Raw genomic sequence first — 14,544 nt, 5'->3', positions numbered from 1 at the left:
GCAACCATGGCAAAACGGAGCAAGAAGAGCGCCCCCAACGAGAAGGTCGCCGCGCGGCGGGCCGCCCGCAAGGCCGCGGTCGCCGCGCCGTCCCGTCCGTTCGAGGGCCTGCCCGGGGAGGTCGACTGGGTCGCGTTGCGCGAGGTCGTGCCCGCGGCGAGCGCCCGCGTGCGCACGACGGCCGCCTATGGCGGCCAGGACGTCACGATCGTCACGCTGTTGCCGATGATCTGGCCGGCGATGAAGCGTGAGGACGGCGAGGTGCTCGTCGCGCTCCAGGTCGTCACCTCCTCGCAGGATCCGTCGCGCGACGCGGCCGCGGCGCTCATCGCCGCCCTCGACCTCGACCCCGGCGAGTCGCTCCACCTGCCCGGCCTGCCCGGGCCCGGGCCGCGACTCCAGGACGTGCTCGAGCTCGATCGGCCGTTCGAGGTCACCGTGCACGACGACTTCGGCTACGCCACGACCGAGGCGTCCGACCCCCAGGTCAAGGCCGCCCTCGAGGAGTCCGCCGGATCGATCGTTCCGACAGTCAAGGTCGCGGGCGTGGACGGTGCCTACTGGTGCCGGATGGGTGAGCGCGAGTTCCTGCGCTGGGCGCGCCCCGAGCCGGAGGAGGCCCTGCTCGACGGGCTCGCCCGACTGCACGCACGGCGCGAGTCCGCGGTCTCCGACGCCGCCCGGCTCATCGGCACGTTCCGGTCGAACGGCATCGTCATGCCGGTGTGGGAGCTGGCTCCGGGGACCGAGGCCGACGAGCTCGATCTCGGTGCCTTCGAACCGAGGCTCGCGGACGCCGTCGCAGTGACCGAACCGCTCGATGCCGACGAGCGTCGCGCCCGGGCTGGACTCGTCTCCCGCCAGGTAACGCTCCGGTAAAGAGTGATCTAAATAAAACTCTAGCGGAGGTTTCGGCTCGATCTCGCGGGTTCTGGCGGGTCGGGGCGCTCCGCGCGGCGGCCGGCGGGCCGGAAACGCCGTGGACGGCGCACGGACACGCCGGACGGCGTACTAGGCTTGACGGCGTGAGCACGCAGGACCGGCCCGAATCGCAACCCCTCCGCGTCGTCCGCCGTGGACCCGTGCATGCTCGTGCCGGCCATGCCGCGGACGCCGGCCAGCGCGTGGCCGCGATCATCCCGGCCAAGGACGAACAGGACCGGGTGGCCGCGACCGTTCGTGCCGCCCGGGCGATCCCGCACGTGGACCTCGTGCTCGTCGTCGACGACGGATCGAGCGACGACACCCAGCACCGGGCCCGCGCCGCGGGGGCGGTCGTGGTGCGGCACTCGGTCAACCGCGGCAAGGCCTCCGCGATGGAGACCGGCGCCTCGGTCGTCGCGATGCGCGACAATCCGGGAGCCTCGCCGCGGATGCTGCTCTTCCTCGACGCCGACCTCGGGGAGACGGCCGTCAACGCCGCCCCGCTCGTGCCGCCGGTGCTCTCGGGGAGCGCGGACCTGTCGATCGCGACCCTGCCGCCCCAGCAGGGCGCCGGCGGCCGCGGCATCGTGACCGGATTCGCCCGGAGGTCCATTCACAACGCGACCGGCTGGTCGCCGGATCAGCCGCTCAGCGGTCAGCGCTGCCTCACCCGCGAGGCGTTCGACGCGGCGACCCCGCTCGCGCACGGCTGGGGGGTCGAGACGGGCATGACGATCGACCTGCTCATGCAGGGCTACGGCGTGGTCGAGGTGCCCTGCGACCTGCGGCACCGCCCCTCCGGGAACGACCTCGCCGGCAACCTCCACCGGGCCGCGCAGCTGCGTTCCGTCATGGCGGCCGTGACCGCCCGCAAGTTCCGGCGGTACGAACTCACCGCCTCCCGCGCGCAGCCGAGCTGAGCCGCGCCCCGCGAGCCGAGGCCCGCTCGGCGACCGAGGCCTGCGGAGGGTCCGCGGGGCGGGGGAGTCGGGGCAACCCGGTGCGCGTCCGCGCGAGCCCGGGCGAATTCAGCGCGAGGTGGAGGGACCCGAGGGGCCTGAGTGCTCCGAAGGCTCTGAGTGCTCCGAAGGCTCTGGGTGGTCTGGGTGCTCTGAGTCGTCTGGGTGGTCTGGGTGGACTGGGTCGTCTGGGTGCTCTGAGTTGCCTGAGTGATTCGGGTGGCCCGGTGTGCTCGCCGTCCCCCCGGCGTCCGGCGACTCGAGGGTGAGCATCCACGTCGCGCAGGCCGCAAGCAGCAGCGGCACCGTGATGGCGACCATGTTCGCGGGGATCGCGACGCCGGAGTCGTTCACCGCCATCCCGATCGCGCCGGCGACCCCCGAGGCCACGATCCCCGCGCCGAGCAGCGGGCTGCGCTCGCCCATGCGGCTGATCGGCGTGCCCTGGGAGAGCCAGGCGAAGCGCCCGCCGTGCGGATCGATGATCGCCCCGCGGATCGGCCGGGCGAGCACGAACACGACCGTGAGCACCCCGCAGATCGCGAGCAGAGTGAGGGGCCGGTTCCCGAACAGGATCGTCAGGTTCTGATCCAGCTTGCGCCAGATCACCGGGAAGACGTCCCCACTGAGGAGGGTCTCGAAGAACATGCCCAGGTGGGTGCGCTCCGAGGGCGGGCGGAGCCAGTCCATGAAGGAGATCGCGAGCGTGACCACGCCGGCCACGACGAGCACCCCGATCACCCGCCTCCACGTGAGCCGCACGCCGAGGGTGATGAGCGCCATGATCGCGAACGCGGGCAGCAGGGCGGGCGGGCCGCCGAAATCGGCACCCAACGCCGGGGCGCCGTCGATGATCGTGGCCACGAGGCCGACGACGGCGATGACGCCCACGGCCGCCCACCGCCGTCCGCGGCGCGCAAAGGGCTGCGCGAGGGAGATCGTCACGATGAGGATCGAGGCGGTGAACAGCGCGAAGGCCGTGTTGTTCATGCCGTAGAAGCGGCCGGCCACGAGGGCCGGACTGCCCATGATCGCCCCGATCTGGAGGGCCGCACCGAAGTAGATGTCGATCGCCAACACCCCCGCGGTCACGGCGGCGATCACGGTCGCCGAGCCGAGCACGTGCCTGCGCCACGGGCCCGCGAGCGCGACGACGGCGAGGAGTGCCATCCAGCCGAGGGTCGCGGCGGCGAGGGCCAGTCCGGGTGCGCTCGCGCGCCACCAGGGCAGCAGATCGGCGAGGAACGAGGCCACGGGCAGGGCGCTGATGGAGATCGCGGCGGTCCGCAGCACCCGCAGCACCCAGGTGCGCGGGGGCAGCCAGGCGTCCACCGAATCGTCGGCATCAGCTGATCCGCCTGAACTGCCTGAACCGCCTGATCCGGCCGAACCGCCTGAGCCGCCTGATCCGGCTGAACCGACTGACCCGGCTGCGCCGACTGAGCCGCCTGATCCGCCTGATCCGCCTGATCCGACTGATTCGACTGAACCGCCTGCGCGTTGTGCATCCAGTGCTCCCTGGGGGCCCTGTGCCCCATGGTGCGCGCCGCCGTCGGGGCCGTGCGAGCGGGAGAAGCGCTTGCGCCACCACTTGGTCATGCGGGCGATGGTCGGCCGTTTGAGCCCGAGGGCGACGACCGCGAACAGGGCCAGGTTGATGACCACCATGACGAGGAAGAAGGTGCTCGTCAGGGGGGAGGCGGCCTGCGCATGCATGTTGCGGTCGATCGCGGCGGCCACGAGCTCGGTGCTCGGCTCGTCGGACGGAAGAAGCGTGGCGGGCGCCCCGGGGAGCTCGGCCGGCAACGTCGAGCGCACCCCGAGGAGTTCGAAGATCGTCGGCTGCAGGTCGGTCGCGAGCACGAAGCCGGGCTGCCGGGTGGAGGCGGAGACGAGCTCTCCCGTGCCCCACCCCGGTCCGGAGATCGCGAGCGTGCGCAGACCCGGAGAGTCGGTGTCGGCGATCCCGGCGAGCAGGATGACCGGATCGGTGCCCGCGGCCGCGATGCCCTCGAGGATGGCCCCGACCCGCCGGTTCAGGGTGCGCACCTGGTCCGCATGGTGCTGGTCCGCGCCGCCGTAGGTGGCCTCGGTGGCCGGGCGGATACTGCCCGCGTCGATGACGAGCAGGTCCGCCGAGCTCGCCGCCCTGGAGACCTGAGCGGTGAGCCCGAACCCGGCCGCGACCCGGTCGAGGTGATTCGTGACCGTGCCATCGGCGTCGGCCAGCGCCACGGCCGCCCCCGGCCCGATCGAGGTGGCGGTGACACCGGCCCGGTCGAGCAGGGTCGAGAACGTTCCGAGCGTCGCGGTGAACTTCTGGTCGGCGACCGCACCGGCGATCTCCGGCCAGTCCGATATCCGTCCGTCGACGGGCTCGGTGAGCCCGCGGCAGCGCGAGCTCACATCGGCCGCCCGGTCACCGGCGTTGAGGGCGAGCCAGCCGTCCAGCGGGCACGTGGTGCGCCGCACCGACCGCACCACGAGGGACCCGACGCCCTCCTCGGCGAGCGACCACAGCGCCGGGGTGGTCTCCGGATCGATGTCCTCCCAGCTCAACCCGGCGGCGCCGATGACCACGACGGGGTCCGGGGTCGGCGCGGCCGCGGCGGGGGCCGGCAACGACGGCACCACCACGGCGACGATGCCCAGAAGGGCCGCGGCCGCGCGCTGGAGCAGGCGTCGGGAGATCATTCCCCACAGCCTAGGGGCCGGATATGGGGGAACCGTGCTCATCCCCGGGCCATTGTGTCGATTCGCCCGCACCGTCCGGCCCGCGTGGGCCGGCCGGCGGTGCCCAGTGCGCGATGGGCAGAACTATCCGTGGACAGTCCTGACCATTCCCGCCGTCTCGAGCTCCCGTTAGGGTATCCAGCAGAGACGTTCGGCGAGATGAGGAAGACAATGGGCGATTTCGCAGTGGTGCCGTCGATATTCGACAGCGCCGTGGACGCCGCGGGTCGGCAGGCCGGATACATGAGCGGCATTCGCTCCTATGTGGCCGAGCACACGAATCTCGGCGATGCCACGGGACTGGCGATGATGTGCCTCTCGGGCCTGTACAACAGCGCGCGGGACAACGCCGTGGCCGGCCTGGCGGACGGTGAGACCGTCGCGCAGGCGATCGAGACCAAGTCCGCGGAGACCCTGCAGGCCTACAAGGACGTGGACGAGGGGCTCGGCACCGGCTTCAACGGCATCGGCCAGGAGATGAGCGACGACTACGAGACGCCCACCATGTCGTACGGGCAGGGGGGCGGGGCGTCGTCGTCGGCCGTGGAGCTCGACCCGTTGGCCGCGCCCGATCCCGGCACCCCGCTGATGGACGCGACGGGAGGCTACGGCCGCGACGTCGCCAGCAGGTGGGCCGAGCGCGAGCTCGGCGACCCGTTCTCCGGCAGCCGACACTCGCAGGCCACCGCCGCCGACAGGACGCTCGCGAGCTGGGCCGATGCATCCGGCGGCCACCCGTTGCGGGACCGCTATGAGGCCTGGCTGCTCGGTGACGACCCGAACCGGCTCCCGGCGGCGCCGACCGGTGCCGACCAGCTGCGTGACCGGTGGAGTGAGCGGACCGACTCCTGGCACGCCGGCGGCGAGCGGGCCGTCTACAACTACGCCGGGATCGACGCCCCGCCCGCCACGTCCGATTGGGTGAACAACAACATGACCTCGCGCACGACCCGGGCCGCCGGAGACGTCTACGGCCTCTACAACTCCGCCACCGGCGCCTACGGTGCCGTGCAGGAGGCGAACACCGCCGACGACCGGGCCGATCGCATGAGCGACCTGGCCGACGGCCCGGCCACCGGCCGAGACAACGTGGATTGGGCGAACTGATGAGCATCACCATCACCGACGCCGAGGGGTTCCTCATGCCGCCGCCCGTGCTCGGGACGGACTACGGCACCGAGCTGCGATGGGCGGCGGGCCCGCTCATCGGCGGGGTCGACTGGGTCTGCGAGCAACTGCTCGGATTCTCGCCCCTGATCGAACTGACCAAGGATCTCATCGGCGACTGGGGCCTGTTCGAGTCCTCCGCCATGGCCTGGACCCAGGTCGGCCTCGCGGTGAACACCGTGGGCGAGAACTACAACCGGATGGCCTCGGACCGCTCGTCGTTCTGGACCGGTGACGCGGCCGAGGCCTACAGCTCGCGGCTGCGATCGGTGGCCGAGAACTTCTCGAGCTACGAGGAGGGCTGCGCGGCGATGGTCGAGACGAGCAACGCCCTGCGGGACCTGCTCACGACGTCCGTGGAACTGCTCTACGGCATCCTCGGATGGCTCGGCGACTGGGCCACCCGGATCGCGATCGAGGCCGCGGTGCCCGTGTTCGGGTGGATCGCCGGCGCGATCGACGGGGCGATCAACACGGTGGTCGCGCTCGACAAGTTCCGCAAGGGCATCGACGCCATCACCAAGGTCGTCAACTTCATCGAGCGGTTCTCGCACGTGATCGAGATCCTCACCAAGGTGGCCGCCGCCATCAAGACCGCGGCCACGGTCGCCACGGCCGCCCACAACATCCGCGCGGCCACCACCGCCCGTGGTGCCACCGCCAACGCCTTCGGAGTCGCCTGATGGACCCCCTGGACCGACGCCGCATCGACGACCTGCTCGCCGACATGCGTGCCGCCACGAGTCAATTGCGCGAATCCGCGGCCGAGATCCAGCGCGACCGTGAGGAGATGGCCCGCAAGAACGCGGGTAAGGACGCCGAGTACGCCCAGAAGGCCCGCGACGGGGAGTTCGGTGCCGACTGGCGCACCCTGCAGCAACGCATCGACGCCGGGATGACCACCCTGGCCGACGTGCTCTCCGGGACCGACGAGACCCCGCTCGCGGCCCGCATCCGCGACGAGGGCGCGCAGCGGCTCGCCGCCGTGACCATGGGGCTGCGGGAGCAGGACCAGCGCACCCAGGGGTCCCGGTTCGAGGGGGTCAACGAGAGCTTCGCCGGCCTCGACGCCGCCTACGAGCGGATCCTGCGACCCCACGGACAGAACGGAGCCCAGCGATGAACATCGAGGCGATCGCGGTCTCGACCGACCACCTCGCGGGGGTGGAGGCGGATGTCGACCTGTGCTTCCGCAACGTCACCGACATCCTCGAGGTGATGGAGGCCGACCTCACCCACCTCGAGCAGGACTGGACCGGGCAGGCCTCGCTCAACTACCAGCAGCGCATGCTGGAGTGGCGCCGGGGCCTCGCCGACATGGCCGGGACCCTCAACACGATCGCCCTGACGATCGCCACCGGCAACTCCGACTACACCACCACCGAGAACACCATCGTCAACGGCTGGTGAGAGGCGTACGGACGGCGCCTCCCGCCGTCCGTACGCCGTTCCGGTCGCGTAGCCCGATCGGCGGGGCGAGGTGACGGGGTGGCAGGCGGTGCGCGGGACGCCCGCGCGCCCGCGCTACAGTGCAGACAAGTAGTCGGAGTGCCGAGAGTGCTGAGAGTATTCGGAGCGCTTGGAGTACGTGGGACCGCGGTGCACCGGCAGGAGTGCCCGCACGATTCGCCGGGAGGCCGACATGGGACTGCGGTACGCCTATCTGGGGCCGGCGGGGACGTTCACCGAGGCGGCGCTCCGGCAGGTGTGGGACCCTCACGCCGACGAGGCCCTCCCGATGACCGACGTGCCGGGCGCGCTCGAGGCCGTGCGCACCGGCGCGGCCGATCGCGCGGTCGTGCCGATCGAGAACTCGATCGAGGGCGGGGTGAGCGCCACCCTCGACACCCTCGCCTCCGGGCTGCCGCTCGTGATCGTGGGCGAGGCCCTCGTGCGGGTGCAGTTCGTGCTCGCCGCGCTCCCGGGCACCACGCTCGGGCAGGTGCGCCGGATCGCCACCCACCCGCACGCGTGGGCCCAGTGCCGCCGCTGGGTGGGCGCGCACCTGCCCGGAGCCGTGCACGTGCCCGCCACCTCGACCGCGGCGGGGGGCGCCGGCCTCATCGGCGACGAGGCGGCCGGCTACGACGCCGCGATCACCGCCCCGCTCACCGCGATCGACTACGGACTCGACGTGCTCGCGGAGGACATCGGCGACAACTCCAGCGCGGTCACCCGATTCGTGGTCGCCTCCCGCCCGGGTCCGATCCTGGAGCGAACCGGGCAGGACAAGACGACCCTCATGGTCCAGCTCGCCGACAACGAGGCCGGGGCGCTGCTCACGATGCTCGAGCAGTTCGCGGCGCGTGGGGTGAACCTGAGCCGCATCGAGTCCCGGCCCGCCGGCGACGTGCTCGGCCGGTACATGTTCTCGATCGACGCCGAGGGCCACATCGACGACGAGCGGGTCGCGGCCGCGCTCGTGGGGCTGCACCGGGTGTGCCCCCGCGTGCAGTTCCTCGGCTCCTATCCGCGGGTGGACGGGCCCGGATCCGTTCCCCGGCCGGGCTTCACGGACGAGGCCTTCCGGCGCGGGCGGGACTGGGTGGCGAGCCTGCGCGAGGGCGTCCACCCGGACTGACCCGATCGCCCCCGGATCGACCCTGGATCGACCCGGGATCGACCCGGCCTGATCTGGGCCGATCTGGGCAGGGGTCAGCCGGCCGCGCTCGTGCGGCGGGTGCGCACGACGAGCGCGCCCTCCTCGAGCCAGAACTCGGCCCCGGTCACCCGACCCACGAGGTCGCCGTCGACCTGGAGCGGCTCGGGTTCCTCGAGCCGCACCGCCACCCGGCTGCCGCGCCAGAACTCGATATTCGACGCGATGGTCGGACGCGTGGAGCGGATGCCGATGCCCTGCATGATCACGGTGCCGAACAGCGAAGCCCAGCCGAACAGGCCACCGCGGGTGTCGAGGGCGGCGACGTCGAGCCGGCCGTCGTCCGGGGCGGCGTCGGGGAAGAGCACGAACCCGCCGGGCAGCTTCCCGACGTTCGCCACGAGCAGCGAGCGGAGCTTGCGGTTGTGGACCGGACCGGAGCCGATCTGCACCCCGATCTGCACCTTGCGTCCGTGCAGGTGCCGGGCGCCGACGAGGAAGTAGGCGAGCCAGCCGAGCCGGGACTTGAGCTCGTCGTCCGCCCCGGCGACCATCGCGGCATCGAACCCGACCCCCGACATGACGAGGAACGCCTCGTCGCCCGGGTGGGGACGATTGCCGCCGTCCCGGGCGGTCGACCCTCCCCGCTCGGCGGCGGGGGCGTCGTCTGAGGGAACGCCGTCCGTGAGGGGGTCGTCCGAGGGAACGCCGTCCGTGGGGGCGCGCGCCAGCTCGGGGCGCACCCACCCCAGGTCGATCCGGTGATCGGCACCGGTCAGGGCCGTGAGCATGAGCTGCTCGAGTCCGTTGACCGGCAGGTCCAGGTTGCGGGCGAACAGGTTTCCGGTGCCCATCGGGATCAGACCCATCGGCACGCCGGAGCGCGACAGGCCCGCCGCGACCTCGCGCACCGTGCCGTCGCCGCCGACCGCGATGACGACGCTCGCGCCGGCCCGGACCGCCTCGCTCGCCTGCTCGGATCCGGAGGACTCCGGGGTCGTGGTGAACCACAGCGGCTCGCCCAGGCCGGCCTCGGCCGCCGTGCGCGCCCCCAGGTCGCGGAACGCCTCGAGGGAGGAGACCTTGGTCGGATTGACGACGAACGCCGGCGGCCCGCCGGCCCGGTCGGCGGACTCCTCGCCCTCGAGCGGGCGGGCGGCGCTCGCCCGCGAACTGATCCGCCTGAGCACGAGCACACCGACGATCACCGCGATGGTCGCGGCCACCAGTGCGGCGATGCTCACCCATTGTTCCCACGCCATGCGCTCACGCTAGCGCCCGCCGCCCCGATCCATCCGGGACCACGCGGGAACCCTCACGGCGCCGCACCCGGCCCTCGGGCGGTGCCGCGCCCGGCCTTCGACGGTGCCGCGCCCGGCCTTCGACGGTGCCGCGCCCGGGGACGATACCCTCGGGAAGGTGATCGACCTCAAGGCACTTCGTGACAACCCCGACCGAGCCCGCCGGAGCCAGCTCGCCCGCGGCGCCGACCCCGAGCTCGTGGACGAGGTGCTGGCCGCGGACGAACGCCGCCGCAGCCTGCTCACCATGTTCGAGTCGCTCCGCGCGGAGCAGAAGGCGGCCTCCCGCGCGGTCGGCAAGGCGAGCGCAGAGGACCGCCCGGCGCTGCTGGCCGAGGCGAAGCGCTTCACCGAGCGGGTCAAGGCCGCCGAGTCCGAGGCCGACGCCGCCGGGGAGGAGGCCGGCGCGCTCCTGCGTTCGGTTCCGAACCTCGTGCTCGACGGGGTTCCCGCCGGCGGCGAGGACGACTTCGTGGTGCTCCGCCACGTCGGGAGCCCGCGCGACTTCGAGGCCGAGGGCTTCCCCGCGCGCGACCACCTCGACCTGGGGGAGCGGCTCGGCGCGATCGACACCGAACGCGGCGCGAAGGTGTCCGGATCGCGGTTCTACTTCCTCACCGGCATCGGGGCGCGGCTCGAGCTCGCGCTGCTCAACCTCGCGATGGACACGGCGCTCGAGCACGGGTTCACCCCGATGATCACCCCCACCCTCGTGCGCCCCGACATCATGGCCGGCACCGGCTTCCTCGGTGAGCACTCCGAGGAGATCTACCGGCTCGAGGCCGACGACCTCTACCTCGTGGGCACCTCCGAGGTCGCGCTCGCCGGCTATCACAGCGGGGAGATCATCGACCTGAGCGCCGGGCCGCGCCGGTACGCCGGCTGGTCCGCGTGCTATCGCCGCGAGGCCGGCTCCCACGGCAAGGACACCCGCGGAATCATCCGGGTGCACCAGTTCCACAAGGTGGAGATGTTCTCCTACGTGCGCGCGCAGGAGGCGGCCGCCGAGCACGCGGCCTTCCTCTCCTACGAGGAGGAGATGCTCACCGCGATGGGCCTGCCGTACCGGGTGATCGACACGGCCGCCGGCGACCTCGGCACCTCGGCCGCCCGCAAGTACGACTGCGAGGCCTGGCTGCCCACCCAGTCCCGCTACCTCGAACTCACCTCGACCTCGAACTGCACCACCTTCCAGGCCCGCCGGCTCGGGGTGCGGGAGCGCGGCGAGGACGGCACCGCGCCGGTCGCCACCGTCAACGGCACCCTCGCCACCACCCGGTGGATCGTCGCGCTGCTGGAGAACCATCAGAACGCCGACGGTTCGGTCGCCGTGCCGGACGCGCTGCGCCCCTACCTCGGCGGCCGCGAGATCTTGGAGCCGCTCACGTGACGCCCCCGTACTTCCCCGGTGCCCTGCTCACCCTCACCCCCGGCGCCGGGACCCTCGTCGCCCTCGACATCGACGGCACGATCCTCGGCCACGACGGCTCCCTCGCCCCCGAGGTCACCGCCGTGATCGACCAGCTTGTGGACGACGGCACTCACCTCGTGCTCGCAAGCGGCCGTTCGCTCACCGCCGTGCTGCCGGTGATCGAGCAGCTCGGCCTCTCCTCCGGCTGGGCCGTCTGTTCGAACGGGGCCGTGACGATCCGCTACGGCGATCGCACTCGCGGCGGAGGATCGGATCGGGCCCCGGGGGCCGACGGGGTCGGATCGGATGGTGCTCACGGGGCCGGGACGGACGGTGCCGATCGGGCCGGTGCCGACCGGGACGGTGCGCACGGAGCGGCGCGTGGCTCGATCTCGTCGATCCCGTACACGGTCGAGGACCTCGTCACCTTCGACCCGGAGCCCGCGTTGCGCAAGCTGCGCGAACACGTGCCGGACGCCCTCTATGCCGTGGAGGTCCTCGGCGAGGGGTTCATGGTCACCGAGCCGTTCCCGCTCGGGGAGCTCACCGGCCGTCAGGACGTCGTCCCCTTCGACGAGCTGAGCCGATCGGCGGCCTCGCGCGTGACCGTGCGGGCGCCCGACCTGACCGCCGCGGACTTCCACGAGCTCGTGGACCGCACCGGTCTGCACGGCGTCTCCTACGCCGTGGGCTGGACCGCGTGGCTCGACCTGAGCCCGGCGGGCGTCTCCAAGGCCTCCGCCCTCGAGGTCGTGCGGCAGCGGCTCGGGGTCGACGGCGCCTCGACGCTCGCGGCCGGCGACGGCCGCAACGACATCGACATGCTCGGCTGGGCCGGCTACGGCATCGCGATGGGCGACGCCGACGAGATCACCCGGGCCGCCGCCGACTACACCACCGGCAGCGTCGCCGAGAACGGCCTCGTGCCCGTGCTCAGCGGCCTCTACCCGGATTCATTGGGCAGCCGGCGTTCCTCGGACCCGCTGCCGGACCCGCGCTGAGCCGCACCTCTGATCTACTGAGCCGCCCCCCGATCCGGTGACGGCGCCCGCGCGGGGCGACCGGGCGTCGTCCATGCGCACGTAACGGCCCCGAGCGGCCCAGAGCGGTCCAGAGAGCGGTCACGCAACGGCCCGAGCGGCCCGGAGAGCGGTCACGCAACGGCCCGAGCGGCCCGGAGAGCGGTCACGCAACGGCCCAGAGCGGCCCAGAGAGCGGTCACGCAACGGCCCAGAGCGGCCCAGAGAGGTCATTCTCGGGGCGCCGTGGCCCCGCAGGGCTCGTCAGTGCTCGCCAGGGCTCGTCAGTGCTCGTCAGTGCTCGCCAGGGCTCGTCAGGGTTCGTCAGTGCTCCTTCAGGGGCCCGCCAGTGCTCCTTCAGGGGCCCGTCAGAGGTACTGACCCGGCCGATCCTGCCCCTGCCCGCTCTGCTCAGCCTGCCCACCCTGCCCGCTCTGCTGGCCGAGGCGACCGTGGACGGGCAGGGTCATCCCGGGCGGGAGCGCCCGGCGCATCGTCGCGAGCTGATTCTGAGCCATCATCTGCTGGGCCACGAGCGCGGTCTGGATGCCGTGGAAGAGGCCCTCGAGCCAGCCCACCAGCTGCGCCTGCGCGACCCGCAGCTCGGCGTCGGACGGGGCGGCGTCGTCCGAGAACGGCAGCGTGATTCGGTCGAGCTCGGCGGCGAGGTCCTCCGAGAGCCCGGTGCGCAGCTCGGCGACCGATCGGGCGTGCACCTCCGCGAGCCGGTCGCGGGCGGCCTCGTCGAGCGGGGCGGCCTTGACCTCCTCGAGCAGCTGCTTGAGCATCATGCCGATCCGCATGACCTTCGCCGGCTCCTCGACGGCGGCCGTCGGATCCTCGTCCGGATCGGCCATGCTCACGCCCTCAGCCGAGGCGATGACGACCTTCGGGCGGTGCCCCGGGTTCCCCGTGTTCTCCGTATTCTCCGGGTGCTCCGTGTTCTCCGTGCGGTCCTCGGCCCCCTCGCCGGGCGCGCCGGCGGGACTCGCCTGCGCGTCCGGCTCCCGTCCCCGCCCGCGACTCTGTCCGCTTCCCTGCCCGCGACTCTGGCCGCGCCCCTGACCGTGTTCCCGCCCGCTGTCGACATCCGCGTGCTCAGTCATTCCTCCATCATGCCCCATCCGTTCTCGCCGCTACGCTGTGAGGCATGACTTGGTTGAGATCGCCCGCCCATGCCCGGTGGCTGGAATCCGAATTCGATGCGCTCGTCGGCTTCGCCGCCGATGCGGCCACCCCGGAGGGCTTCGGCTACCTCGACTCCGACGGCGAGGTGGTCGCCGAACGCGGCAGCGAGCTGTACGTGACGTGCCGGATGGTGCACACCTTCGCGCTCGCGGCCCTCCTCGGCCGCCCCGGCGCCGCCACGCAGGTCGACCACGGGCTGCGGGCACTGGCGGGCCCGTTCGCGGACGGCGACCACGGCGGCTGGTTCGCCGCCATCGGCCCGGACGGCCCGCTCGACGACTCCAAGCCCGCCTACGCCCACGCCTTCGTGATCCTCGCCGCCGCGAGCGCCACCGTCGCCGGCCGCCCGGGCGCGTCCGAGCTGCTCGCGCGCGCCCTGACCGTCTCCGAACGGCGGTTCTGGCGGGAGGAGGACCGGATGGTCGTCGAATGCTGGGATCGGGCCTTCACCGAGCTTGAGGACTACCGCGGGGTCAACGCCAACATGCACACGGTCGAGGCCTACCTCGCGGCCGCCGACGCCACCGGCCACGACGTATGGCTCGACCGGGCGCTCGCGATCACGACCCGCGTGCTCGACGACTTCGCGCGCCGCACCGACTGGCGCATCCCCGAGCACTTCGACGCCGACTGGAACCCGCTGCTCGACTACAACGCCGACACGCCCGCGCACCCGTTCCGCCCGGCCGGGGCCACGATCGGGCACTGGTTCGAGTGGGCCCGCCTCGCCCTGGACGTGCGCGCCGCGCTCGAGGCGCGCGGGCGCGACTGCCCCGGCTTCCTGCTCGAGGCCGCGACCGCCCTGTTCGAGGCCGGGGTGGAGCAGGGATGGAGTGTCGACGGCGACGACGGCTTCATCTACACGGTCGACTTCTCCGGGGCGCCGCTCGTGCGCGAGCGGATGCACTGGGTGGTGGCCGAGGCCCTCGGGGCCGCCGCGGCGCTCTTCCGCCTCACCGGCGACGACCGCTACGACGCGTGGTACCAGCTGTGGTGGGAGTACACCGCCGTTCACCTGATCGACGCCGAGCACGGCTCGTGGATCCACGAGCTGTCACCGGAGAACGGGCCGAGCGCGACGGTGTGGGACGGCAAGCCCGACATCTATCACGCCGCGCAGGCCACCCTGTTCGGCCGGCTGCCGCTCGCGCCCGTGCTCGCCTCCGCGATCGAGCGGGGACTCCTCGACACCTGAGCCCGCGCTCCTGCCCCGAGCCACCGGTGCCCCGGTTGCAGGTACCGC

Annotated in this window: 13 protein-coding genes; 10 read left to right on the top strand and 3 right to left on the bottom strand. The window is 72.5% G+C overall.

What is annotated here, in order from left to right; translation table 11 throughout:
* Positions 1–6: 6 nt before the first annotated feature.
* Both GCG21_RS03365 and GCG21_RS03360 read left to right on the top strand, forming a co-directional pair.
* Entirely contained in the window at positions 7–879 is an 873-nt protein-coding gene (locus GCG21_RS03365) for a DUF5926 family protein (RefSeq protein WP_227993082.1), read from the top strand.
* Positions 880–1,025: 146 nt separating this feature from the next.
* On the top strand, positions 1,026–1,844 hold the full coding sequence (locus tag GCG21_RS03360; RefSeq protein ID WP_370460163.1) for a glycosyltransferase: 819 nt from the start codon (positions 1,026–1,028) through the stop codon (positions 1,842–1,844).
* A 108-nt stretch (positions 1,845–1,952) separates the two neighbouring features.
* On the opposite strand, the gene GCG21_RS03355 is transcribed toward GCG21_RS03360, so the two are convergent.
* A complete protein-coding gene (locus GCG21_RS03355; RefSeq protein WP_194164912.1) occupies positions 1,953–4,577 on the bottom strand; it encodes a hypothetical protein in 2,625 nt (874 codons plus the stop codon).
* Between the two features lie 210 nt (positions 4,578–4,787).
* On the opposite strand from GCG21_RS03355, the gene GCG21_RS03345 reads away from it, so the two are divergent.
* The 5 genes from GCG21_RS03345 (at position 4,788) to pheA (ending at position 8,364) form a co-directional block, all read left to right on the top strand.
* Positions 4,788–5,723, top strand: a complete 936-nt coding sequence (locus GCG21_RS03345) for a hypothetical protein (RefSeq protein ID WP_152817846.1) — start codon at positions 4,788–4,790, stop codon at positions 5,721–5,723.
* Positions 5,723–6,466 carry a hypothetical protein gene (locus GCG21_RS03340; RefSeq protein WP_152817845.1) on the top strand — a complete coding sequence of 248 codons (744 nt, stop codon included), beginning with the start codon at positions 5,723–5,725 and terminating at the stop codon, positions 6,464–6,466. Before GCG21_RS03345 ends, GCG21_RS03340 begins: the two co-directional genes overlap by 1 nt.
* Positions 6,466–6,906, top strand: coding sequence for a hypothetical protein (locus tag GCG21_RS03335; protein WP_152817844.1), 441 nt, complete (start codon positions 6,466–6,468; stop codon positions 6,904–6,906). Before GCG21_RS03340 ends, GCG21_RS03335 begins: the two co-directional genes overlap by 1 nt.
* The gene (locus tag GCG21_RS03330) at positions 6,903–7,193 is read left to right on the top strand and encodes a WXG100 family type VII secretion target (RefSeq protein WP_152817843.1); all 291 of its coding nucleotides are present in this window, start codon (positions 6,903–6,905) and stop codon (positions 7,191–7,193) included. The genes GCG21_RS03335 and GCG21_RS03330 overlap by 4 nt, the downstream gene beginning before the upstream one ends.
* A 232-nt stretch (positions 7,194–7,425) precedes the next feature.
* On the top strand, positions 7,426–8,364 hold the full coding sequence (gene pheA / locus GCG21_RS03325; protein ID WP_152817842.1) for a prephenate dehydratase: 939 nt from the start codon (positions 7,426–7,428) through the stop codon (positions 8,362–8,364).
* A 74-nt stretch (positions 8,365–8,438) separates the two neighbouring features.
* Here pheA and GCG21_RS03320 read toward each other — a convergent pair whose 3' ends face one another.
* Positions 8,439–9,644 carry a diacylglycerol kinase family protein gene (locus tag GCG21_RS03320; RefSeq protein WP_152817841.1) on the bottom strand — a complete coding sequence of 402 codons (1,206 nt, stop codon included), beginning with the start codon at positions 9,642–9,644 and terminating at the stop codon, positions 8,439–8,441.
* A gap of 157 nt (positions 9,645–9,801) precedes the next feature.
* Between GCG21_RS03320 and serS the strand changes: the two genes are divergently transcribed.
* Both serS and GCG21_RS16575 read left to right on the top strand, forming a co-directional pair.
* A complete protein-coding gene (serS, locus tag GCG21_RS03315) occupies positions 9,802–11,073 on the top strand; it encodes a serine--tRNA ligase (protein ID WP_370517241.1) in 1,272 nt (423 codons plus the stop codon).
* Complete coding sequence (locus GCG21_RS16575) at positions 11,070–12,095, top strand: HAD hydrolase family protein (protein WP_370517240.1); 1,026 nt, start codon at positions 11,070–11,072, stop codon at positions 12,093–12,095. The genes serS and GCG21_RS16575 overlap by 4 nt, the downstream gene beginning before the upstream one ends.
* Before the next feature lie 386 nt (positions 12,096–12,481).
* On the opposite strand, the gene GCG21_RS03300 is transcribed toward GCG21_RS16575, so the two are convergent.
* Positions 12,482–13,219, bottom strand: a complete 738-nt coding sequence (locus tag GCG21_RS03300; RefSeq protein WP_370517239.1) for a bacterial proteasome activator family protein — start codon at positions 13,217–13,219, stop codon at positions 12,482–12,484.
* 44 nt (positions 13,220–13,263) lie between these two features.
* Here GCG21_RS03300 and GCG21_RS03295 point away from each other — a divergent pair, with 44 nt between their 5' ends.
* A complete protein-coding gene (locus tag GCG21_RS03295; RefSeq protein WP_152817840.1) occupies positions 13,264–14,496 on the top strand; it encodes an AGE family epimerase/isomerase in 1,233 nt (410 codons plus the stop codon).
* The last annotated feature ends 48 nt before the right edge of the window (positions 14,497–14,544 follow it).

It is taken from the genome of Pseudactinotalea sp. HY160, assembly GCF_009372055.1.
GTDB lineage: Bacteria > Actinomycetota > Actinomycetes > Actinomycetales > Beutenbergiaceae > HY158.
Note: the sequence above shows the minus strand (reverse complement) of the source record. Positions and strands in the feature narration are given on the sequence as shown.